This window comes from Aurantimonas sp. NFXS3, assembly GCF_049132005.1.
Taxonomy (GTDB): Bacteria; Pseudomonadota; Alphaproteobacteria; order Rhizobiales; family Rhizobiaceae; genus Aurantimonas; species Aurantimonas coralicida.
In genome coordinates this window covers 58,003-79,132 of the sequence record NZ_JAGDDZ010000006.1, presented here as the reverse complement: position 1 = coordinate 79,132, position 21,130 = coordinate 58,003, and the positions used below count along the sequence as shown (strand labels likewise).

Below are 21,130 nucleotides of genomic sequence, written 5' to 3'. Positions count from 1 at the left end.
AAGCGAATTCTCTCCTGCCGAAGGGCCCTTGCGGCGATGGCTCGTCGCCCGCGCCTCAGCGCGCCGAGTCGGCGATCATCTGGATGGGGATCGGCGCCTTCTTGATCGACGTCATCACCGGATAGCTGAAGTAGCGCTTGACCCCGGAGCCGTTCGACAGAAGCCGGTCGATGATCGCCTGGTAGCTGGCGAGATCGCGGGTGACGAACTTGCAGAGATAGTCGAAGCCGCCGGACACCGAGAAGCACTCGACGATCTCCGGCACGTCGCGGATCGCCGCCTCGAAGGCCGCGAAATCCTCCGTGCGGTGGCTCTCGATCTCCATCATCACGAAGAGAACGGTGAGCGGCCCGTAAGTGCTCTCGGCGATCATCGCGCCGTAGCCCTCGATGATTCCGGCTTCTTCCAGCCGGTTCAGCCGCTCCCAGCAGGGCGTCGGCGACAGGTTCACGCGCTCCGCCAGCGTCGCCTTCGGAATCCGCCCCTCCGACTGGAGGATGGTCAAGATCTTGATATCGCGGTCGTCCAGCTTGATGCGGCCCGGTGGCATGGCGAGTCCTGGTCCGAAGAGGTCGATCCCCTTCAATAGACTGCCGGTTTGGCCGGCGTCCACCGCCGAGTGACGGGTGTCAGCGTACGATCAGGCAATGCTGGGGGGCGAGCGAGGCCACCTTGTGGGACACCGAACCGAGGAGAAAGCCCTCGATGTCGCCATTACCGCGGGCGCCGAGCACGATCAGGTCGCAGTCATGCTGCTTGGCAAAGGTCACGATGGCGCGCGAGGGCTGGCCGCGCTTGGCATAGGCTGTGACCTCCTCGACGCCGGAATCGAGCGCCCGGGCCTTGGCGGCCGCGGCGATTTCGCTGGCGTAGGTCTTGAGGGAATCGTCCGGTCGCTCGGCCGGCTGCTTGACCCGGACCATGGAGAGCGAGGCTTCCAGCGGCGAGTGATGCCGATAGACGCACAAGGTGATCAGGCGCGCGCCAAAGAGCCGGCACATCTCGGATGCCACGTCGAGGGCGCGCGTGGCCATGGGGGAGCCATCCACGGGCACGAGGACCGTCTTGTACATGCATCGCCTCCAGGAGCGGTTCGGATCGTGTCGACAGGCCCCGGCCCTTCGCGGCCTAGCGGAAGGCCAGATCGCGAAGGAACAACGCCAGCGGCGGCCATGCGATGAGCAACGCACTGACCAGGAGCAGGATGAAGATGAACGGCGGCGTACCGCGGATCACCTCGATATAGGGACGTTTGAAGATCGCGATCGCCGTGAAGATATCGCAGCCGAAGGGCGGCGTGGCCGACCCGATCGCAACCTGCAGCGTGATGATCACGCCGACCAGCACCGGGTCAAGCCCGAGACCGGAGACGAGCGGCGAGAAGATCGGCACCAGCACCAGAATGACCACGATCGGGTCGACGAACATGCAGCCGACGAAGAAGGCGATCGAGATCGCGATCAGCACGCCGACCGGCCCGGCTTCGGTCAGGCCGATCGCCCCGAGGAGCATCTGCGGGATCTGCTGGAACGAGATGACCCAGGAGAACGCCGCGCCGGCCGCGACGAGGATGAACACCACCGCGGTGATCAGGCCGGTCGACTTGGCGATGTCGAAGATGTCGCTCAGCTTCAGCGAGCGGAAGATCACCATCTCCAGAAGCAGCGCATAGCCGACGCAGACGGAGGCCGCCTCGGTCGGGCTGAAGATGCCGCCATAGATGCCGCCGACGACGATCAGCGGGAAGCCGAGCGGCCAGATCGCCGCCACCATCGCCTGGCCGCGCTCGCGCCAGGTGGATTTCGGCTCGGTCTCGAGATTGTGCATCCGTGCGTAGATCACGGCGTAGATCGAGAACAGGAACAGGATCAGAAGGCCCGGGCCGACACCGGCGATGAACAGTTCCGAAATCGAGGTACCGGACACGACACCGTAGATGATCATCGCGATCGACGGCGGGATCAGCATGGCGATGTCGGAGGAATTGATGATCAGCGCCAGGGTGAAGCTGTCGCTGTAGCCGGCCTTCAGCATGCGCGGCCGCAACGGACCGCCGACCGCGACCACGGTCGCCTGGGTCGAGCCGGAGACGGCGCCGAACAGGGTGCAGCTCATCGCCGTCGCGACGCCCAGACCACCGCGCATATGGCCGACGAAGCGCATCACCATGTCGATCAGCCGGTCGGCCGAATGGCCCTTGGTGATGATGTCCGCGGCCAGGATGAACATCGGCACGGCGACCAGCGCGGCCGGCCGGATGCCGGCGATCATCTGCTGGACCATGATCTCCGGCCCGATGGGCAGGAAGAAGAAGAACCCCACCAGTGTCGCCATGAGCAGCGGCACCATCATCGGGAACCCCAGAAGCAGGAGAACCACCATGGTCGAAAGCATCGCAGTTGCCATGGATTTCCTCTGGTCAGAGCGCGCGGCGGCGGATGTTTAAGCAGGTCGACGGCGGTGGCGGCGTCAGATCTGAGTTTCGGTGTCTTCGTAGGAATCGACCACGGAGACGGACAGGTAGATTTCCGGCCGGGTCAGATTGGCCAGGGCCGTCAGCACGTACTGGATGCCGGTGATGACGAAGCCGATCGGCAGCCAGACGAGGGTCACGTAGATCGGCAGGCGTAGCACCGGCGAAATCCGGCCGGTGTCGAAGACGCTGACGACGTAGAACCAGGAGAACCAGGCGAGGATGAACATGGTCGCCGCGGTGACCAGCGCGATCACGATCATCAGGGCGCGGCGCGCCGGATCGGGCAGCTCGTCATAGATCGCCGACATGCGGATATGGCGGCCATGGCGCGCGGCGAAGCCGATGCCGGCAAAGGTCACCAGGATGACCAGGAACTGGTTGAGTTCCTGCGAGAAATAGAGGCTGCGCCCGAAGGCGAACCGACCGATGACATTGGCGACCGAATTGACCGCCATCATCAGGATGCCGGCCGTCAGGATGACGGATTCCAGCACCGCGATCGACCGGTCGAGAATCTGGAAGGGCTTGAGAACGCCGGAAAAGCCGCTTTCGGGCGCGTCCGTCTTGTTCGTCGAGGAATCCTCGGAGGGCCTCGGGCCACCCAGACTTTCGGCGGGGGCGTCCGGGTCGGTCGACGGGTCGGGTCGGTTCATCGGCGTTCCATCCTATGGCGCCACACATATGCTGCCGCGCATGATGATAGCGCGGCAGCAGCTTTCGGCGACCGGCGAACGCACCGCCGGCCGGATTCCTGTCGGATCAGCCGCCGCTGCCGACCCGCTCCTGCGAGGCCTTGATGTCGGCCTCGAAGCCGTCGAGCACGGCCTTGCCGCTGTCGCCCGTCATCTCGACGAACTTCTCGCGGACCTGCTCGGCTGCCTTGCGGAACGGCTCGCGCTGCTCGTCGGTCAGGCGCGTCACCGTCATGCTCGGCTTGGCTTCCTGGATCTTGGCGAGCGCCTCGTCCTCGAGACCCTTCTGGTAGTCGATGATGTAGTCGTAGGCGGCATCGGCCGCTTCCGTGACGAGCGCCTTGTCCTCGTCGGACAGGCCGTCATAGAAGCTCTTGTTGGCCGCCACGGCGGTGGTGAAGGTGTTGTGGCCGGTGAAGGTGATATGATCGGTCACCTCGTACATCTTCGTGGATTCCACGAAGAACATCGGGTTCTCCTGGCCCTGGATCATGTTGAGCTGCAGACCCGAGAAGGTCTCACCCCAGGGCAGCGGCGTCGCCGTCGCGCCGAAGGCGTTGTAGGTCTCGACGAGCAGCGGCGTGGTCATCACGCGGAACTTCACGCCCTCCAGATCGGCCGGCGACGTCACCGGCTCCTTGGTCGTCATCACGACCTCGCCTTCCGGGAACATGTCGATCAGGTGCAGGCTCTGCGCCTCATAGAGCTCGGCCAGATCCTCGTTGATCGTCGGCGACGTCTTGTAGAAATCCGCCAGCACGTCCGGGTCTTCCGGCAGCACGTAGGGCATCAGGAAGACCTGCAGCTCGGGGATCAGGCTGCCGGTGAAGCCCGGCGAGGCATCGACGAACTGGATGGCGCCCATCTGGGCCAACTCGGTGGTGTCGGCGGACTCGCCGAGGGTGCCGAACGGGAAGATGGCGACGGTGTGGTCCGAATTCGCCTCGATATGCTCCTTGAACTTCGTGGCGTAGACGCCCTGAACCTCTTCCAGCGCTTCCTCGATGGCGTATTTCCACTCGGCGGCGAAAGCCGGGCCGGCCAGAAGGGTCAGCGCGGTCGTGGCTGCCAAGGTCTTGGCCACCAGATTGCGGCGGCGCGTCTTCATCGGATTGGTCATTCAACGATCTCCGTTTCTCGGTTCGACGACAGGAGGTCAACAAACCATAGCATTCGAAATCAGCAGGAAAAGCGTAGCCCGCGAAAAATCCGCCGACGGCGCACGATCGGCAATGGAAATCAGGATCATCGCCGGCGAGATCAGTCGATCTCGGATATTTCGCCTGCTCATCACAGGGTTCGATTGCACGAACCGTCGTGAAGCACCGGGCTCCTGCTTGAAGGGAGCCCAAGCCTGCACATCGACGACCGTCAGTCAACGTTCGCATCCTCTGGATCGCCGAAGATCAGCTTCCGAATATTATCGCGCCGTGTCGAGCGAGCGTTCGCCCGAATGCGTTCGGGCCGGCAGCAGAATACACTTCTGGCGCCAGCGAAAAAGGATGGTTCGCCTAATTGCCGGGCATGCCCAAGGCGTGATCATTTGAGCGCTGTAACGTCGGGGAACAAGCGGTTCGCGGGTTGACCGGGGCGAAGGGAAATGCGCCTTTTCGGCTCCGGGTCGCCCGGTCCGGCTTTCACCCTCGGCACCTTGCGCATGCACCGGCGGCGACGGGTTCGCAGAGAGCATCAGGCCATGGCGACAAAACTCTGTTTTCCCTGTTGAAAGTTTCTGCCATGAGCGTCCCGATCACCACCTCGGACCTGCCTCTCGCGCTCGATGAGCGGGCCTGCGAGCGCCGTGTCGGCCTGATTCTTCTGGCGACCGACCAGTCCACCGAGGCCGATTTCACGCGCATGGTCGCCTCCGACACAATCCACGTCTTCGGCACCCGGATCGAGTTCGCCAATCCCACCACGACGGAGAACCTGCGGGCGATGAAGCCGCGCCTCGCCGCCGCGGCCGGCCTGCTCCTGCCGGGCGAGGCCTTCGACGTGATCTGCTTCTCTTGCACCTCCGGCACCGTGCTCATCGGCGACGACGAGATTGCCGCGGCGATCCATGCCTCCAAGCCCGAAGCTGCCGTGGTGACCCCGCCGGCTGCCGCCGCCATGGCCCTGCGCGCCCTCGACGCCCAGAAGATCAGCGTCCTGACGCCCTATGTCGTGCCGGTCGGCGAACTGATGGCGGATTATTTCGTCGATGCCGGCTTCGCGCTGGAAAGCTTCACCTGCCTCGAGATGGAGGATGACGGGGACATGGCCCGGATGTCGCGGGCCAGCCTGGTCGAGGCAGCCGTCGCCGCAACCGCTCCGTCCGCCGAGGCCCTGTTCATCTCCTGCACGGCCCTGCGCTCGGCCGCCGCTGTGCCGGAGATCGAGGCGCGCATCGGCCGGCCGGTCGTCACCAGCAATCTGGCGACGGTCTGGGCGACGCTTGGCCATTGCGGCGCCCTCGCCGCACGACCGGACGCCGGCCGCCTGATGGCGCGGTCCCTGCCCGCCGCCGCGTAACGCCATGGGGATCGTGACGCTCACCGACATCGAAGCTGCGGCCCGCCGGATCGAGGGCCGGATCCGGCGCACGCCGGTCGATCTCTCGCCGAGCCTGTCCGACCGGGCCGGCGTCCCCGTCCATCTGAAGCACGAGCACCGGCAGATCACCGGCGCCTTCAAGCTGCGCGGCGCGACCAACGCCCTGCTGCAGTTGACGCCAGAGCAGCGCGCGAAGGGCGTGACCGCCGCCTCGACCGGCAATCACGGCCGGGCGCTGGCCCATGCGGCGGCCGCCGAGGGCGTTCGCTGCATCGTCTGCATGTCGGCGCTGGTGCCGCGCAACAAGCTCGATGCCATCGCCGCGCTGGGCGCCGAGACCCGGATCGTCGGCCGGTCGCAGGACGAGGCCCAGATCGAGGTCGACCGCCTCGTCGCCGAAGACGGCATGACCAATGTGCCGCCCTTCGATCATCCGGCCATCGTCGCCGGCCAGGGCACGATCGGGCTGGAAATCGTCGCCGACCTGCCGGACGTCGAGACGGTGCTGGTGCCGCTGTCGGGCGGCGGCCTCGTCGCGGGCATTGCCGCGGCGGTGAAGGGCCTGCGCCCGGATGTGCGGGTGATCGCCATCTCCATGCGCCGCGGCGCCGCCATGCAGGCGAGCCTCGCCGCCGGCCATCCGGTCGAGGTCGAGGAACTGCCGACCTTCGCCGATTCCCTCGGCGGCGGCATCGGCCTCGGCAACGCATGGACCTTCGAGGCCGTGCGCAGCCTCGTCGACGAGGTGGTGCTGCTCGACGAGGCGGAGATCGCCGCCGGCATCCGCCACGCCTATGCCGAAGAGCGCGAGATCGTCGAGGGCGGCGCCGCCGTCGGCATCGCGGCGCTTCTGGCCGGCAAGGTGCAGCCGAACGGGCCGACGCTGGCGCTTCTGTCGGGCCGCAACATCGACATGCAGTTGCATCGCGCCATCCTCAATGGGGCGAACACGCTGGAGGAGGCTGCCTGATGCCACAGATGCGCATCCTCACCGAAACCGATCTGCGCCGGCTGGTGCCGCTCGATCTGGAGGCCATCGCCGCCGTCGAGGGCGCCTTCGAGGCGCTGGCGACCAAGGCGGTGGCGATGCCGCCGATCCTGCGGCTCGACATTCCCGAGCATCACGGCGAGGTCGACGTGAAGACCGCCTATGTGCCGGGCCTTTCGGGCTTTGCCGTCAAGATCAGCCCGGGCTTCTTCGACAATCCGAAGCTGGGCCTGCCGAGCGTCAACGGCATGATGGTGCTGCTGTCCTCCACCACCGGGCTGGTGGAGGCGCTGCTGCTCGACAACGGCTATCTGACCGACGTGCGCACGGCCGCCGCCGGTGCGGTCGCCGCCCGGCATCTCAGCCGGCCGGATTCCAGCATCGCCGCAATCTTCGGCGCCGGCGTCCAGGCGCGGCTGCAACTGAAGGCGCTGACCCTGGTGCGGCCGATCACCGAGGCACGGATCTGGGCCCGCGACGCCGGCAAGGCGGATAGAGCGGCGGCCGAGCTTTCGGCGGAGCTGGGGATCGCGGTCACCGCTGTTGCCGACGGCGAGCGGGCCGTAGCCGGCGCCGACATCGTGGTGACGACGACCCCGTCGGAGACGCCGATCCTGATGGCGGGCTGGCTGGCGCCCGGCCAGCACGTGACCGCCATGGGCTCCGACGCCGAGCACAAGAACGAGCTCGATCCGGCCGCCATCGCAGGCGCCGACCTCTATGTCGCCGACAGCCTGTCCCAGACCCGGCGGCTCGGCGAACTTCACCACGCGATCGCCGCCGGCGCGGTCCCTGCGGATGCGCCCTTCGCGGAACTCGGCGCCATCGTCGCCGGCCGCAATGCGGGCCGTCCCTCGCCCGAGGCGTTGACGATCTGCGATCTGACCGGCACCGGCGTCCAGGACACCGCGATCGCCACACTGGCCAGCGACCGCGCCGTCGCGGCCTCTGCCGGCACAACCTTTACCAGCTGACCCCTCCGACCACAGGTGCACCCATGCGTGAGCCGCGATTCAAGTTTACCCGACCGGAATATGCCGAGCGGCTGGAGAAGACCCGGGCGGCCATGGCCGAGAAGGATATCGAACTCCTGTTCGTGTCGGACCCGTCGAACATGGCGTGGCTGACCGGCTATGACGGCTGGTCCTTCTACGTCCACCAGGGCGTGCTGGTACCGCCGGAGGGCGACCCGGTCTGGTTCGGCCGGTCGCAGGACGCCAATGGCGCGCGGCGCACCGCCTATATCGGCAACGACAACATCGTCGGCTATGCCGACCACTACGTGCAGTCGTCCGAGCGCCACCCGATGGATTTCCTCGCCACGGTGATCAAGGATCGCGGCTGGGCGAACCTCTCGATCGGCGTCGAGATGGACAATTACTGGTTCTCCGCCGCCGCCTTCCTGTCGATGCAGACCTATCTGACCGAGGCGCGCTTCGTCGACGCGACCGGCCTTGTCAACTGGCAGCGGGCGGTCAAGAGCACGCAGGAACTGGAATATATGCGCATCGCCGGGCGCATCGTCGGCGCCATGCACAAGCGCATCCTGGAGAAGGCCGAGCCGGGCATCCGCAAATGCGATCTCGTCGCCGAGATCTGGGACGTCGGCACCCGCGGTGTTGACGGCTATGGCGGCGACTACCCGGCCATCGTGCCGCTGCTGCCCTCGGGCCTCGACGCCTCGGCGCCGCACCTGACCTGGGACAATCTGCCGATGGAGCGCGGCGAAGGCACCTTCTTCGAGGTCGCCGGCTGCTACAACCGCTATCACTGCCCGCTGTCGCGGACGATCTTCCTCGGCAAGCCGCCCCAGAGCTTCCTCGACGCCGAGAAGGCGACGCTGGAGGGCATGGAGGCGGGCCTCGAGGCGGCCAAGCCCGGCAACACCTGCGAGGATCTGGCCAATGCCTTCTTCGCGGTGCTCAAGACCTACGGCATCATCAAGGACAACCGCGCCGGCTATCCGATCGGCCTGTCCTATCCGCCGGACTGGGGCGAGCGGACCATGAGCCTGCGGCCCGGCGACCGCACCGAGCTGAAGCCCGGCATGACGTTCCACTTCATGACCGGCATCTGGCAGGAGGACATGGGCATCGAGATCACCGAGTCGATTGCCATCACCGAGACCGGCTACGAGCTTCTGGCCGACGTGCCGCGCCAGCTCTTCGTGAAGGACTGAGCCATGCGGCAGGACAATCTGGCGCCCTCGCCGCTGGTGGCGACGGTCGATTTCCAGGCCGACGGCATCCAGCACGGCTTCCTGCGGATGCCCTACAGCCGCGACGATTCGGCCTGGGGCTCGGTGCTGATCCCGATCACCGTCGCCAGGAATGGCGACGGCCCGACGGCGCTCCTGACCGGCGGCAATCACGGCGACGAATATGAGGGGCCGATCGCGCTCTTCGACCTCGCGCAGCGGCTGACCATGGAGGAAATTACCGGCAGGGTCATCATCCTGCCGGCGATGAACTATCCGGCTTTTCGCGCCGGCACGCGGACCTCGCCGATCGACAAGGGCAATCTGAACCGGCTGTTTCCCGGCTCCCCCGTCGGCACGCCGAGCCAGAAGATCGCCGACTACGTCACCCGCTACCTGCTGCCGATGGCGCATGTCGTGCTCGACTTCCATTCCGGCGGCAAGACGCTGGACTTCCTGCCCTTCGCCGCCGCCCATGCGTTGGACGACAGCCGTCAGGAAGAGGAGTGCATCGCCGCCGTCGCCGCCTTCGGCGCACCCTGGTCGGTGAAGATGCGCGAGATCGATGCGGTCGGCATGTTCGACACCACGGTCGAACAGCTCGGCAAGGTGTTCGTGACGACCGAACTCGGCGGCGGCGGCACGGCGACGGCCCAAAGCGCCGGCATCGCCAAGCGCGGCACCGCCAATCTCCTGCGCCATGCCGGCATCCTGTCGGGCGCGGTCGAGGAACGGCCGACCCGCTGGCTCGACATGCCGTCGGACGATTGCTTCACCTTCTCGGAGATCGACGGGATGATGGAGCCGCTGGTGGATCTGGGTGACGCGGTCCGCAAGGGCCAGCCCATCGGGCGGGCCTGGCCGATCGACCGCACCGGCGTCGCGCCCTACGAATATACCGCCAAGATGGACGGCATCCTCGCGGCAAGGCACTTCCCCGGCCTCGTCAAGGCGGGCGACTGCATCGCCGTGCTCGGCGTCACCGACTGAGGACGTGCGAGGGTCGAGCGGTCAGCCGACCCAGTCGACCCGCGTCGCGAAGACATAGCCGGCGCCATAGACGGTGCGCACATGGACGGGCTTCTTCGGGTCCTCGTCCAGCTTCTTGCGAAGCCGCGAGACGCGCACGTCGACGCTGCGGTCGAAGGCCTCCTCGCCGCTGGCCGAGAACAGCTCCAGCAGGAAGTCGCGGCTGAGCACCCTGCCCTGCGCTTCCAGGAAGGCACGCAGGAGCTCAGCGTCGGAGCGTGACAGCGGCTGCTCGGCGCCGCCGGGCGCGCGCAGGGTCAGCGAGCCAAAGTCGGCCCGCCAGCCGGCGAATTCGGCAATGTCGGTCCGCGCCGTCGCGCTGGCGCGCAGCGTCGGGGTTGCCTCCCGGTTGCGCGACGTGCGCCGCAGGACGCTGCGGATGCGGGCGGCCAGTTCCAGCGGCTCGACCGGCTTGGTGAGGTAATCGTCGGCGCCGCTTTCCAGCCCCCGCAACCGGTCGTCCAGCGCCCCACGGCCGCTGACGATGACGATCGGCAGGCCGTGCCGGCCGAGTTCGTCCTTCAGAAGCGCGAGGCCGTCGCCGTCGGGCAGGCCAAGATCGACGATGCACAGATCCGGCGGCGCGGCGCCGAGCTGGCGGCGGAAATCGGCGATCCGCTGGAAGGTCGCGACCACGAAGCCCTGCTCGGTCAGCTCGCGCGCGAAGACAGCGGCAAGATCGCGGTCGTCCTCGAGAATGAAGATGCGCTTATGCATCCGTCGTCACCCTCCGGAGACGGCTCGGGTCCGGCATCGTCAGCCCCCCGCCGTGAAGGCGGAGACGATGGCCCGCCGCTCGAACGGTTTCTGCAGGACGCGCACCCGCGGCGAGAGATCGGCCCGTATGCCGTCCTGGCCGAAGCCGGTCATCAGGACGATCCGCTTGCCCGGATGGCGCCGTTCGATCTCGGCGGCGAGGTCGACGCCCGACATGCCGCCCGGCATGGTGATGTCGCTGAGGACGAAGTCGATGCCGTCCACCGCTTCGAGAAGCTGCAACGCCTCGGCCCCGCCGCTCGCCTCGATCAGACGGGCCCCGCAGCCGAGGAGATCGCGGCGCAGCACGGTACGGACCTCCTCGTCGTCGTCGACCAGCAGCACGAAGCGGTCCCTCAGCCCGTCGGAGCAGTCCAGGCCCGCATCGCTTACGGCTGCGGCCTCGTCTTCTGCCGGCACCTCCGCGGCAGGCAGGCGCAGGGTGAATATCGTGCCCTCTCCGGGGGCGGTGTCGAGCGCCACCGTGCCGTGCGAGGCGGTGACGAAGCCCTGCACCATGGTCAGGCCGAGACCGGAGCGTTCGGTGCCGGTCTTGGTGGAGAAGAAGGGTTCGAAGATCTTTCGCCGCGTGGCCTCGTCCATGCCCTTGCCGTCGTCGGCGACGACGATCACGACGGTGCCGCTCGCCGCGTCGTTTTCCGCCGCCACCCGGATACGGCCGCCGGTCAGGCAGGCATCGGCGGCGTTGACCACGAGGTTGATCAGGCTGGCTTCGAGCTGGGCGGGATCGACGAAGGCGTGGGGCGTGCCGTCGATCTCCACCGCGATGCAGGTACCGTCATGCAGCGACGGGCGCACCAGTTCGACGATGGTGCGGATCGTCTCGCCGATATCGACCACGGCGGGCTCCAGCGGCTGGCGCCGCGCGACCGCCAGAAGCCGCCGCATCAGGTCGGCACCGCGGCGCGTGGCGCGGATGGCCGGCTCCAGCATCTCCGCTTTCAGGGCCGGGTCGTCGATCCTGGCGACGAGCGGCGTCAGATTGCCGAGAATGATGGTCAGGAGATTGTTGAAGTCATGGGCGATGCCGGACGAAAGCTGGCCGAGCGTTTCCATCTTCTGGGCCTGCAGAAGCGCCGCCGCGGCCTCCTTCTCCTTAGTGACGTTCACCGTCAGCACGTAGAAGCCGCGCGGCGTGCCGTCGGGGTCGCGGTCGGGCCGGAGAAAGGTGCGCGTGTCGAGAACCCGCCCGTCCGGAAAGGCGATCTCCTGGTCGAAATCGAGCGCCTCGCCGGTCTTGGCGCGGGCGAAGAACGGCCGCACGCGGGCCATGGTGGCAGCGCTCAGCACTTCGTCATGGCGCCGGCCGGGAATCGCATCGGGTGACAGGCCGTAGGCCCGGGCGAAGCGGCGATTGACGAAGCGGAACACCTCGTCCCGGTCGAGATAGGCGATGCCGGCCGGCACCTCGTTGGCGATCAGCCGCAGCCGCTCCTCGCTGCGGCGCAGGTCCTCGGTCTGGCGCAGGAGCCGCTGCTCCAGCCGCAATTCGCGCCGGCGCTGGTCGGTGATGTCGGTATAGACCGTGGCAAAGCCCCCCTCGGGCAGCGGCCAGCCGCTGACCCGGATGACGACGCCGTTCGGCCGCGTGCGCTCCAGCGTGTGCGGCTCGAAACGCCGCGCCGCCGCGACCCGGTCGGCGACCATGGCCTCGATGTCGCCATGGCCGTATTCGCCGTGGGCCGCATTGTGGCGCACGATCGTCTCGAAATGCGTGCCCGGCTCGGCCAGCGCCTGCGGCAGGCCGACCAGTTCGACCAGCCGGCTGTTGGCGAAGACCAGCTTCAGATCCGGACCGAACAGGGTGATTCCCTGATCGAGCCGGTCGAGCCCGGCCATCAGCATGGCGAGCGTCCCCGCCTGCCCCCGCTCGGATGCCGCGACGCACGCGCCCGTCTGTCTCTCTCCCAACGCCGCCGATGCCTCCCTGTCCGGCCACGCGGCAGCCTAGCAAGGCGCAACCGCCATTGCATCGCTTCTGGAAAAACTCTCGCAACAATTGCCTGCCAGCGTGACACAGTGCCCTCGGGAGCGGGCATCGAAACGCGGGTCGCACGGCGCAGCAGCCGGTGCCCTGCGGACAGGTCGGCGGGCAGAGGCCGACGGGAGGATGAATTGTGACGTCAGGCGAACGCCTCCTGGAGGTCCGTGATGTCTCGCTGCGCTTCGGCGGCGTGCGCGCCCTGAGCAATGTCAGCTTTCACGTCGAGGCCGGCGAGCTGTTCTCGATCATCGGGCCGAACGGCGCCGGCAAGACCTCGATGCTCAACTGCATTTCCGGCCGCTACAAGCCGACCGAGGGCGACGTCCTCTACAAGGGCGGCTCGCTGCTGAAGCGCTCGATCAACGATCGCGCCCGCCTCGGCATCGGCCGCACCTTCCAGAACCTCGCGCTGTTCGGCCATATGAGCGTCCTCGACAACATCCTCGTCGGCCGCCACCACCGCCTGAAGAACAACCTCTTCACCGGCACGGCCTACTGGGTCGGCGGTGCCCGCACCGAGGAACTGGCCGAGCGGCGGCGGGTCGAGGAGATCATCGACTTCCTCGAGATCCAGCATGTGCGCGGCGAGCCCGCCGGCACCCTCTCCTACGGGCTGCGCAAGCGGGTCGAACTGGCCCGCGCCATGGCGATCGAGCCGGAACTGATCCTGCTCGACGAGCCGATGGCCGGCATGAACCTGGAAGAGAAGGAAGACATCGCCCGCTACGTCGTCGCGCTGAACCAGGAATTCGGCATGACCATCGTGATGATCGAGCATGACATGGGTGTCGTCATGGACCTGTCGGACCGGGTGATCGTGCTCGATTTCGGCAAGGTGATCTCCGCCGGCACGCCCGACGCGGTGCTGGCCGACGAACACGTCAAGCGCGCCTATCTCGGCGAGGACGACGAGACGCTGGACGCGCTGGCCGCCGAGACCGGAGAACCGGCATGACCGCCCCCCTCGCTGTCAGCGGATCGGAGCTGCCTTGGCCGGACGACACGCCGGAGGTGAAACAGGCCGCCGGTCTGGACACCCTGCCGAAGCTTCTCGCCCACAACGCCCTCCTGCACCCCAAGGCCATCGCCCAGCGCGAGAAGGAATTCGGCATCTGGGTGCCCTATGACTGGGAGAGCGTCGAGACGCATGTCGCGCGCATGGCCGTCGGCTTCGCCGGCCTCGGCCTCGGGCCCGGCGACATTGTCGCGCTGATCGGCGACAACCGGCCGGAATGGGTCTGGGGCGAGGTCGCCGCCCATGCCTGCCGGGCGATGAGCCTCGGCATCTATCGCGACGCGCTGGAAGAGGAGATCCGCTACCTCTTCGACTATGCCCAGCCGAAGATCGTCGTCGCCGAGGACGAGGAGCAGGTCGACAAGCTGCTGGCGCTCGGCGACGCCATCCCGAGCGTCGTCGCCATCGTCTACACCGACCCGCGCGGCATGCGGAAATACGACGATCCGCGGCTGATCCCCATCGAGACGCTGGAGGCGGCCGGCAAGGACGCGCTCGACCTCTCGCCCAATCTGTGGCGCGACATGGTCGGCGCGACGCGCGGCGACGACGTCGCGATCCTGTGCACCACCTCCGGCACCACGGCCCATCCCAAGCTCGCCATGTGGACCGGCACCGCCTTCATCGGCCATGCGGCAAGCTATCTGCGGGCCGATCCGCGCGGGCCGGACGACGAATATGTGGCGGTGCTGCCGCTTTCATGGGTGATGGAACAGATGTATTCCGGAACCTGGAACTTCCTTGCCCGGATGAAGGTGAACTTCCCCGAGGAAGAACAGACCACCATGGCCGACCTGCGCGAGATCGGGCCGACCTTCGTCCTGTTCTCGCCGCGCGTCTGGGAGACGGTCGCCGCCGACATCCGCGCCCGGATCATGGACAGCAAGCGCTGGAAGCGGGCGATCTACGACTGGGGCGTCGCCAAGGGCATGGCCGCGGTCGCGCATGGCGGCCATTCGGGCGCCGCCGACCTTCTCCTGTTCCGGCACCTGCGCGACCGGCTCGGCTTCACCAATCTGAAATCCGCGGCCACCGGCGGCGCCGCGATGGGGCCCGACACCTTCCGCTTCTTCCAGGCCATGGGCGTGCCGCTGAAGCAGCTCTACGGCCAGACCGAGGCGATGGGCGCCCATACCATCCACAAGGACGGCGAGGTCGACAACGAGACGGTGGGCTATCCGATGCCCGGCTGCGCGCTGAAGATCCGCGACCCCGATCCCGAGGGGCTCGGCGAGGTGCTGGTCAAGCATCCCAACATGATGAGCGGCTACTACCGCAACGAGGCCGAGTCCGCGGCCAGTCTCGATGCCGAGGGCTGGTTCCAGACCGGCGACGCCGGCTACCTCACCGACAAGCGCCATCTCGTCGTCATCGACCGGATCAAGGATCTGGCGACGACCGCCAGGGGCGTGCGCTTCTCGCCGCAATTCATCGAGAACAAGCTGAAATTCTCGACCTATGTCGCCGAGGCCGTGATCCTCGGCAACCGGCGGGACTATCTGACCGCGATGATCTGCATCCGCTTCCCGATCATCTCGAAATGGGCGGAGGAGCGGCGGATCTCCTTCACCACCTATTCCGACCTCGCCGCCCGCCGCGAGGTCTACGACCTCCTGCGCGCCGAGGTGGAGCGGGTCAACGCGACGCTGCCCGCCCAGCAGCGGATCGCCCGGTTCCTGCTTCTCTACAAGGAGCTCGACGCCGACGACGGCGAGCTGACCCGCACCAAGAAGGTCCGGCGCAGCGTGATTGCCGAGAAATACGAGGACATCATCGCCCGCCTCTATTCCGGCGCCGACCACGTCGACGTCGACACGGTGATCCACTTCCAGGACGGCTCGAAGCAGCGGATCGTCACGACGCTGCCGATCGAGACCCTGGTACCGGATGCGGGCCACAGGCAGGAGGCAGCCGAATGAACACCGAACTCCTTCTCCAGCTCGTCATCAACGGGGTCATCGTCGGCATGCTCTACGGCATCGTCGCGATGTGCTTCGTGCTGATCTACAAATCGACCCAGGTGGTGAATTTCGCGCAGGGCGAATTCGTCGTCCTCGGCGCTTGGGTGTGTCTCGCCCTCGTGGTCTCCCTCGGCCTGCCCTTCTGGCTGGCCTTCATCTTCTCCCTCGTCTTCATGACGCTGTTCGGCATCCTGGTGCAGGTGCTGCTGCTGCGCCCCCTCGTCGGCGAGCCTGTGATCTCGGTCATCATGGCGACCATCGGCCTGTCGATCTTCATGCGGGCGCTGATGAACTGGATCTTCGGCAACAACGCGGTGCGCTTCCCGCAGGTCTTCGACCGGAGCACCGTCTCCATCGGCGGCCTCAACGTCGAGACCGCCTATCTGATGAGCCTCGTCCTGTCGCTCATCGTCATGGTGATGTTCTTCTGGTTCTTCCGCTATTCGCGCTGGGGGCTCGCCATGCGCGCCACCGCCTACAACCAGCAGGTCGCCCAGTCGCTCGGCGTCAATGTCGGCCGCGTCTTCGCCATGGCCTGGGCGATCTCGGCGGTGGTCTCGGGCATCGCCGGCGTCGTCATCGGCCTCGTCAGCGCCGTGTCCAACTCGCTGGCGATCATCGGCATCAAGGTGTTCCCGGCGGTCATCGTCGGCGGCCTCGACTCCATCGTCGGGGCGATCGTCGGCGGGCTGACCATCGGGCTTCTGGAGAACCTCGCCGAATTCGTCGACGGCCAGTATTTGCAGGTCGGCAACATGTACCAGGTCGCGCCCTTCTACGTCCTGATCGTGATCCTGATGATCCGTCCCTACGGGCTGTTCGGCACGCCCGACATCGAGCGCATCTGATGGCCCACGTTCCCAATCCGCGCCCGGCCGGCGACTTCCGCACCAGCTACAAGGCGGACCAGTCGCTGTTCCGCACCCATTTCGAGCAATGGGCGGTGGTCACCCTCGTCGTGCTGGTGGCGCTGATGCCGCTGGTCTTCGGCGGCTATGTCCTGTCGCAGATGATCCTGATCGGCATCTACGGGATCGCCGCTCTGGGCCTCAACGTCCTCACCGGCATGACCGGGCAGATCTCGCTCGGCCACGGCGCGTTTTTCGGCTTCGGCGCCTTCGCCTCGGCCTGGATCGCGTCGAAGGGCATCCCGGTGCTCATCGCCATCCCGCTCGCCGGCCTGATGACGACGGCGGTCGGCATGATCTTCGGCATTCCGGCGGCGCGGCTGAAGGGCCTGTATCTGGCCATCGCCACCCTGGCCTCGCAGTTCATCCTGGAGGATTTCTTCGGCCGGGCGGCGTGGTTCACGGGCGGCCCCTACGGCTCGCTGGCCGAGACCGCGACCCTGTTCGGCTTTCCGCTGAACACCGACGAGCGCTATTTCTACCTCGTCCTGTTCTGGGTGGTGATCTGCTTCCTGGCGGTGGCCAACCTCGCCCGCACCCGCGACGGCCGGGCGCTGGTGGCGGTGCGCGACCATTATCTCTCGGCCGAGATCATGGGCATCAACCTGACCCGCTACCGGATCATGTCCTTCGGCATCTCCAGCTTCTTCGCCGGCATCGGCGGCGCCCTCTACGGCCATTATCTCGGCTTCGTCTCCGGCGAGGGCTTCACCATTCTCCTGTCGATCGAGTTCCTGGCGATGATCATCATCGGCGGCCTCGGCTCGGTCTCGGGATCGCTGCTCGGCGCGGCCTTCATCCTACTCCTGCCGCAGGTGATGGAGATCTTCGCCAACGGCCTCGCCGACGTGTTTCCCGCCATCGCCTAGGGCACCGCCTACATCAAGCAGATGTCGGTGGGTGCGGCGATCATCCTGTTCCTCGTGCTCGAGCCGGAAGGGCTTGTCCATCGCTGGCGGCTGATGCGAGCCAGCTGGAAGCTCTTCCCCTTCTCGCACTAGCCATCCCGCCCCGAACCCGGCGTCAGACCGGACGGGGCACCCCGGGTCCGGCGGGCTTCGCGGCACCGCCGCCTTCGGATCGAACCAGTCCGCGAACGGGAGGAAGACATGACCAAACTGAAGATCCTGGCCGGCGCGGCGCTTGCCGCCGGCACCATGCTCGGCACCGCGCAGGCGCAGGACAGCGTGCTCGTCGGCCATCTCGCCGACTATACCGGCCCGACCTCCTTCGTCGGCAAGCAGTATGCGCCAGGCGTGACCGACGCCTTCAAGCAGATCAACGCCGATGGCGGCATCGACGGCACCATGGTCGAGCTCGACACGGTCGACTACGCATACAAGGTCCCCGAGGCGATCTCGCTCTACAAGCGCTGGATCGGCAACGGCATGGTCGCGCTGCAGGGCTGGGGCACCGCCGACACCGAGGCGCTGATCACCTTTATCACCCGCGACGAGATCCCCAATATCTCCGGCTCCTATTCGGCGCATCTCACCGATCCGAGCGGCAAGAACCCCAACACCAAGCTGCCGGCACCGTTCAACTTCTTCTACGGGCCGTCCTATTCCGACGCCTGCCGGGCGCTGGTGCAGTGGGCCTCCGAGGACGCCAAGGCGAAGGGGATCGACAACCCGACCTTCGTCCATACCGGCGACAACCATCCCTATCCGAACGCCCCCAAAGAAGCCTGCGCCGCCTATGCCGAGGAGCTCGGCATGACCGTCGCGCCGCCGGTGGTGGTGCCGCTGGCGCCGGGCGACTTCAAGGCCCAGTGCCTGACCATCAAGGATACCGGTGCCCAGTACGTCTACATGGGCAATCTCGGCGGCTCGGTCGTCTCGCTGATCAAGTCCTGCAACACGGTCGGCGTCGAGGCGACCTACATGGGCAACCCCTGGGCCGGCGACTACCAGACGGTGGAAGCGGCCGAGGCGCAGAACCTGATCTTCCCGACCTCGACGCCGTTCTACGGCGCTGACGTACCGGGCATGGCTCTGGTCAAGACCATCCTCGAAAACGGCGGCGGGCAGGTCGGGGACCGGCCGACCCACCATTACCTGCGCGGCGTCTGCGCGGCCTACTACATGAAGGAAGCCATGGAGTGGGCGAAGGCCAATGGCGGCATTACCGGCAAGGGCATCCGTGACGGCATGTACCAGAAGAGCGAATGGGTGCCCGAGGGGCTGGAAGGCGTGTGCCTGCCCTCGACCTGGACGCCCGAGGATCATCGCGGCCTGATGACCGTGGCGATCAACTCCGGCTCGATGACCGACGGCAAGGCGGAGATCGAGGAGATCGCCGAGATCCACCTGCCGCGCCGCGACGACTGGCTCGGCCAGTAAGCCCGGCCGCATCGGCCGGGGCGCTTGCCGCCCCGGCCGGCCGCACCCAGGGAAACGAAAAGGGTCGCCCCCATGACCGTCGCAGAGCCGCTCTCCGCTCCCCAGCCCGCAACGGCGCCGACCGAGGACATTCTCGCCCTCAACAATGTCGAGGTGGTCTTCAACGACGTCATCCTCGTCCTGCGCGGCATGTCGATGGCTGCCAAGCGCGGGCAGATCACGGCGCTGCTGGGGGCCAACGGCGCCGGCAAGTCGACGACGCTGAAGGCGATCGCCGGCCTGCTGCACACTGAGGACGGTGCCATCACCCGCGGCTCGGTCTCCTATGAGGGGCAGGACATCACCCGCATGTCGCCGGACCTGAAGGTCTGCAACGGCATCTTCCTGGTGATGGAAGGCCGCGGCATCGTCCAGGACATGACGATCACCGAGAACCTGCGGCTCGGCGCCTTCACCCGTCCGAAGGCCAATATCCGCGAGGAGATCGAACAGGTCTACGAGTTCTTCCCGCGGCTGCGCGAGCGCAGCGGCCTGGCCGGCTATCTGTCCGGCGGCGAGCAGCAGATGCTGGCGATCGGCCGGGCGCTGATGGCCAAGCCGAAGCTGATCCTGATGGACGAGCCGTCCATGGGCCTGTCGCCGCTGCTGGTGAAGGAAGTGTTCGGCATCATCCGGCGGCTGAACCGCGAGCTCGGCATCTCGATCCTGCTGGTCGAGCAGAACGCCAACATGGCGCTGAAGGCGGCGGACTACGGCTACATCATGGAGAACGGCAAGATCGTCCTCGACGGCACCGGCGCCGAGCTCGCCGACAACGAGGACGTCAAGGAATTCTACCTCGGCGGCGGCGAGCGGCGCTCGTTCAAGAACGTCAAGAGCTTCCGCCGGCGCAAGAGATGGCTGTGACGGCGCCCCGCGCCCTGCCCCCGACCTGCACAGAACGATCCCGGAAGGCTCCGGCATGAGCGACTATTTCGACGACCGCGAGACCCGCGCCCCCGCCGCCCGCGAGGCCAACCTGTTCGAGCGGCTGCGCGTACAGTTGCGGCATGCGATCGCCACGTCGCCGCATTACGCCGGCAGCCTCGCCGACATCGATCCCGACACCATCGGCAACCGGGCGGCGCTCGCCGCCCTGCCGGTTCTCTACAAGTCCGACCTGATCGAGATGCAGGAGGCGCACCCGCCCTTCGGCGGGCTGACGCCGCAGAGCGCCGGCGGCTTTCGCCGGCTGTTCCTATCGCCCGGCCCGATCGTCGAGCCGGAGGCGGAGCACGAGCACTGGCGCATGGCCCGGGCGCTCCATGCCGCCGGCTTTCGCCGCGGCGACATCCTCGCAAACTGCTTCGCCTACCATCTGACGCCGGCGGGCTTCATGTTCGACCACGCCGCCGCCGCGATCGGCTGTGCGGTGTTTCCGGGCGGCGTCGGCAATACCGAGACGCAGGTCGAGGCCTTCGCCCGGCTTGGGGTCGGCGGCTATATCGGCACGCCGGACTTCCTGAAGATCATCCTGGAAAAGGCCGACGCGTCCGGCGTGGCACTGGGGTCGGTGACCAGGGCGCTGGTCAGCGGCGGGCCGCTGTTTCCCAATCTGCGGCAATGGTACGCCGAGCGCGGTATCGCGGTGCGCCAGTGCTACGGCACCGCCGAACTCGGCCTGATCGCCTATGAGGCGGCCGGCCCCGGCGACGGCATGGTGATCGACGAGGACGCGCTGGTGGAGATCGTGCGCCCCGGCACGGGCGATCCGGTTCCCGACGGCGAGGTCGGCGAGGTCGTGGTGACCACCTTCAACGCCGCCTACCCGCTGATCCGCTTCTCCACCGGCGACCTGTCGGCGGTGATGACCGGGCAGAGCCCGTGCGGGCGCACCAACCGCCGGCTGAAGGGCTGGATGGGCCGGGCCGACCAGACCACCAAGGTGCGCGGCATGTTCGTGCATCCGCGCCAGGTCGCCAACATCGTCCGGCGCTTCCCGCAGATCGCCCGGGCGAGGCTGGAGGTCGGCGAGGATGGCGGCCGCGACACGCTGCTTCTGCACATTGAAAGCGCCGAGCGCGGCGAAGCCTTCGCAGAAACGGTGGCCGAGGCGATCCGCGCCGAATGCCGGGTGCGCGGCGAGGTCGCCTTTGCCGAGGCCGGCGCCCTGCCCAATGACGGCAAGGTCATCGACGACAAGCGCGCCCTCGGCGTTTGAGCCGGGGGGCGTTGTCTAGAGGACGC

At 67.1% G+C, this 21,130-nt stretch carries 18 protein-coding genes and 1 pseudogene; 12 read left to right on the top strand and 7 right to left on the bottom strand.

Translation table 11 applies throughout. The annotated features are described in order from the left end of the window. Positions 1-55: 55 nt before the first annotated feature. The 5 genes from J3367_RS16645 to dctP form a co-directional block, all read right to left on the bottom strand. Positions 56-550, bottom strand: coding sequence for an Lrp/AsnC family transcriptional regulator (locus tag J3367_RS16645; protein ID WP_024351111.1), 495 nt, complete (start codon positions 548-550; stop codon positions 56-58). A 79-nt stretch (positions 551-629) separates the two neighbouring features. Next, complete coding sequence (locus J3367_RS16640; protein WP_024351110.1) at positions 630-1,073, bottom strand: universal stress protein; 444 nt, start codon at positions 1,071-1,073, stop codon at positions 630-632. A gap of 55 nt (positions 1,074-1,128) precedes the next feature. Next, positions 1,129-2,406, bottom strand: a complete 1,278-nt coding sequence (locus J3367_RS16635) for a TRAP transporter large permease (RefSeq protein WP_024351109.1) — start codon at positions 2,404-2,406, stop codon at positions 1,129-1,131. Between the two features lie 63 nt (positions 2,407-2,469). Then, entirely contained in the window at positions 2,470-3,129 is a 660-nt protein-coding gene (locus tag J3367_RS16630; RefSeq protein WP_024351108.1) for a TRAP transporter small permease, read from the bottom strand. A gap of 106 nt (positions 3,130-3,235) precedes the next feature. Then, positions 3,236-4,288 (bottom strand): TRAP transporter substrate-binding protein DctP, encoded by a 1,053-nt coding sequence (gene dctP / locus J3367_RS16625; protein WP_244495440.1) that lies wholly within the window; start codon positions 4,286-4,288, stop codon positions 3,236-3,238. Positions 4,289-4,905: 617 nt separating this feature from the next. Here dctP and eutA point away from each other — a divergent pair. Genes eutA through doeB form a run of 5 tightly spaced genes read left to right on the top strand, consistent with a single transcriptional unit; the run spans position 4,906 to position 9,878 of the window. Continuing rightward, the gene (eutA, locus tag J3367_RS16620) at positions 4,906-5,682 is read left to right on the top strand and encodes an ectoine utilization protein EutA (protein WP_024351106.1); all 777 of its coding nucleotides are present in this window, start codon (positions 4,906-4,908) and stop codon (positions 5,680-5,682) included. 4 nt (positions 5,683-5,686) lie between these two features. Then, on the top strand, positions 5,687-6,673 hold the full coding sequence (eutB, locus tag J3367_RS16615) for a hydroxyectoine utilization dehydratase EutB (protein WP_421461807.1): 987 nt from the start codon (positions 5,687-5,689) through the stop codon (positions 6,671-6,673). Next, on the top strand, positions 6,673-7,665 hold the full coding sequence (gene eutC, locus J3367_RS16610; RefSeq protein ID WP_024351104.1) for an ectoine utilization protein EutC: 993 nt from the start codon (positions 6,673-6,675) through the stop codon (positions 7,663-7,665). Before eutB ends, eutC begins: the two co-directional genes overlap by 1 nt. 23 nt (positions 7,666-7,688) lie before the next feature. Continuing rightward, complete coding sequence (doeA, locus tag J3367_RS16605) at positions 7,689-8,870, top strand: ectoine hydrolase DoeA (RefSeq protein WP_024351103.1); 1,182 nt, start codon at positions 7,689-7,691, stop codon at positions 8,868-8,870. A gap of 3 nt (positions 8,871-8,873) precedes the next feature. Further along, the gene (gene doeB, locus J3367_RS16600; RefSeq protein ID WP_024351102.1) at positions 8,874-9,878 is read left to right on the top strand and encodes a N(2)-acetyl-L-2,4-diaminobutanoate deacetylase DoeB; all 1,005 of its coding nucleotides are present in this window, start codon (positions 8,874-8,876) and stop codon (positions 9,876-9,878) included. 21 nt (positions 9,879-9,899) lie between these two features. On the opposite strand, the gene J3367_RS16595 is transcribed toward doeB, so the two are convergent. After that, positions 9,900-10,634, bottom strand: coding sequence for a response regulator transcription factor (locus tag J3367_RS16595; protein WP_024351101.1), 735 nt, complete (start codon positions 10,632-10,634; stop codon positions 9,900-9,902). Positions 10,635-10,673: 39 nt separating this feature from the next. Beyond that, positions 10,674-12,539, bottom strand: coding sequence for a PAS-domain containing protein (locus tag J3367_RS16590; RefSeq protein WP_421461803.1), 1,866 nt, complete (start codon positions 12,537-12,539; stop codon positions 10,674-10,676). A gap of 272 nt (positions 12,540-12,811) precedes the next feature. Between J3367_RS16590 and J3367_RS16585 the strand changes: the two genes are divergently transcribed. The 7 genes and pseudogenes from J3367_RS16585 (at position 12,812) to J3367_RS16555 (ending at position 21,104) form a co-directional block, all read left to right on the top strand. Then, positions 12,812-13,633, top strand: a complete 822-nt coding sequence (locus J3367_RS16585; RefSeq protein ID WP_421461801.1) for an ABC transporter ATP-binding protein — start codon at positions 12,812-12,814, stop codon at positions 13,631-13,633. Further along, a complete protein-coding gene (locus J3367_RS16580; protein ID WP_421461799.1) occupies positions 13,630-15,612 on the top strand; it encodes an AMP-binding protein in 1,983 nt (660 codons plus the stop codon). Before J3367_RS16585 ends, J3367_RS16580 begins: the two co-directional genes overlap by 4 nt. Beyond that, complete coding sequence (locus J3367_RS16575) at positions 15,609-16,502, top strand: branched-chain amino acid ABC transporter permease (RefSeq protein WP_024351097.1); 894 nt, start codon at positions 15,609-15,611, stop codon at positions 16,500-16,502. The genes J3367_RS16580 and J3367_RS16575 overlap by 4 nt, the downstream gene beginning before the upstream one ends. Continuing rightward, a pseudogene (locus J3367_RS16570) lies at positions 16,502-17,563 on the top strand (branched-chain amino acid ABC transporter permease). The gene J3367_RS16575 and the pseudogene J3367_RS16570 overlap by 1 nt, the downstream one beginning before the upstream one ends. A 108-nt stretch (positions 17,564-17,671) precedes the next feature. After that, on the top strand, positions 17,672-18,904 hold the full coding sequence (locus J3367_RS16565) for an ABC transporter substrate-binding protein (RefSeq protein ID WP_421461796.1): 1,233 nt from the start codon (positions 17,672-17,674) through the stop codon (positions 18,902-18,904). Between the two features lie 72 nt (positions 18,905-18,976). Continuing rightward, positions 18,977-19,810, top strand: a complete 834-nt coding sequence (locus tag J3367_RS16560; RefSeq protein ID WP_421461794.1) for an ABC transporter ATP-binding protein — start codon at positions 18,977-18,979, stop codon at positions 19,808-19,810. A 55-nt stretch (positions 19,811-19,865) separates the two neighbouring features. Further along, positions 19,866-21,104: a phenylacetate--CoA ligase family protein gene (locus J3367_RS16555; protein ID WP_421461792.1), complete on the top strand. Its 1,239-nt coding sequence runs from the start codon at positions 19,866-19,868 to the stop codon at positions 21,102-21,104. The last annotated feature ends 26 nt before the right edge of the window (positions 21,105-21,130 follow it).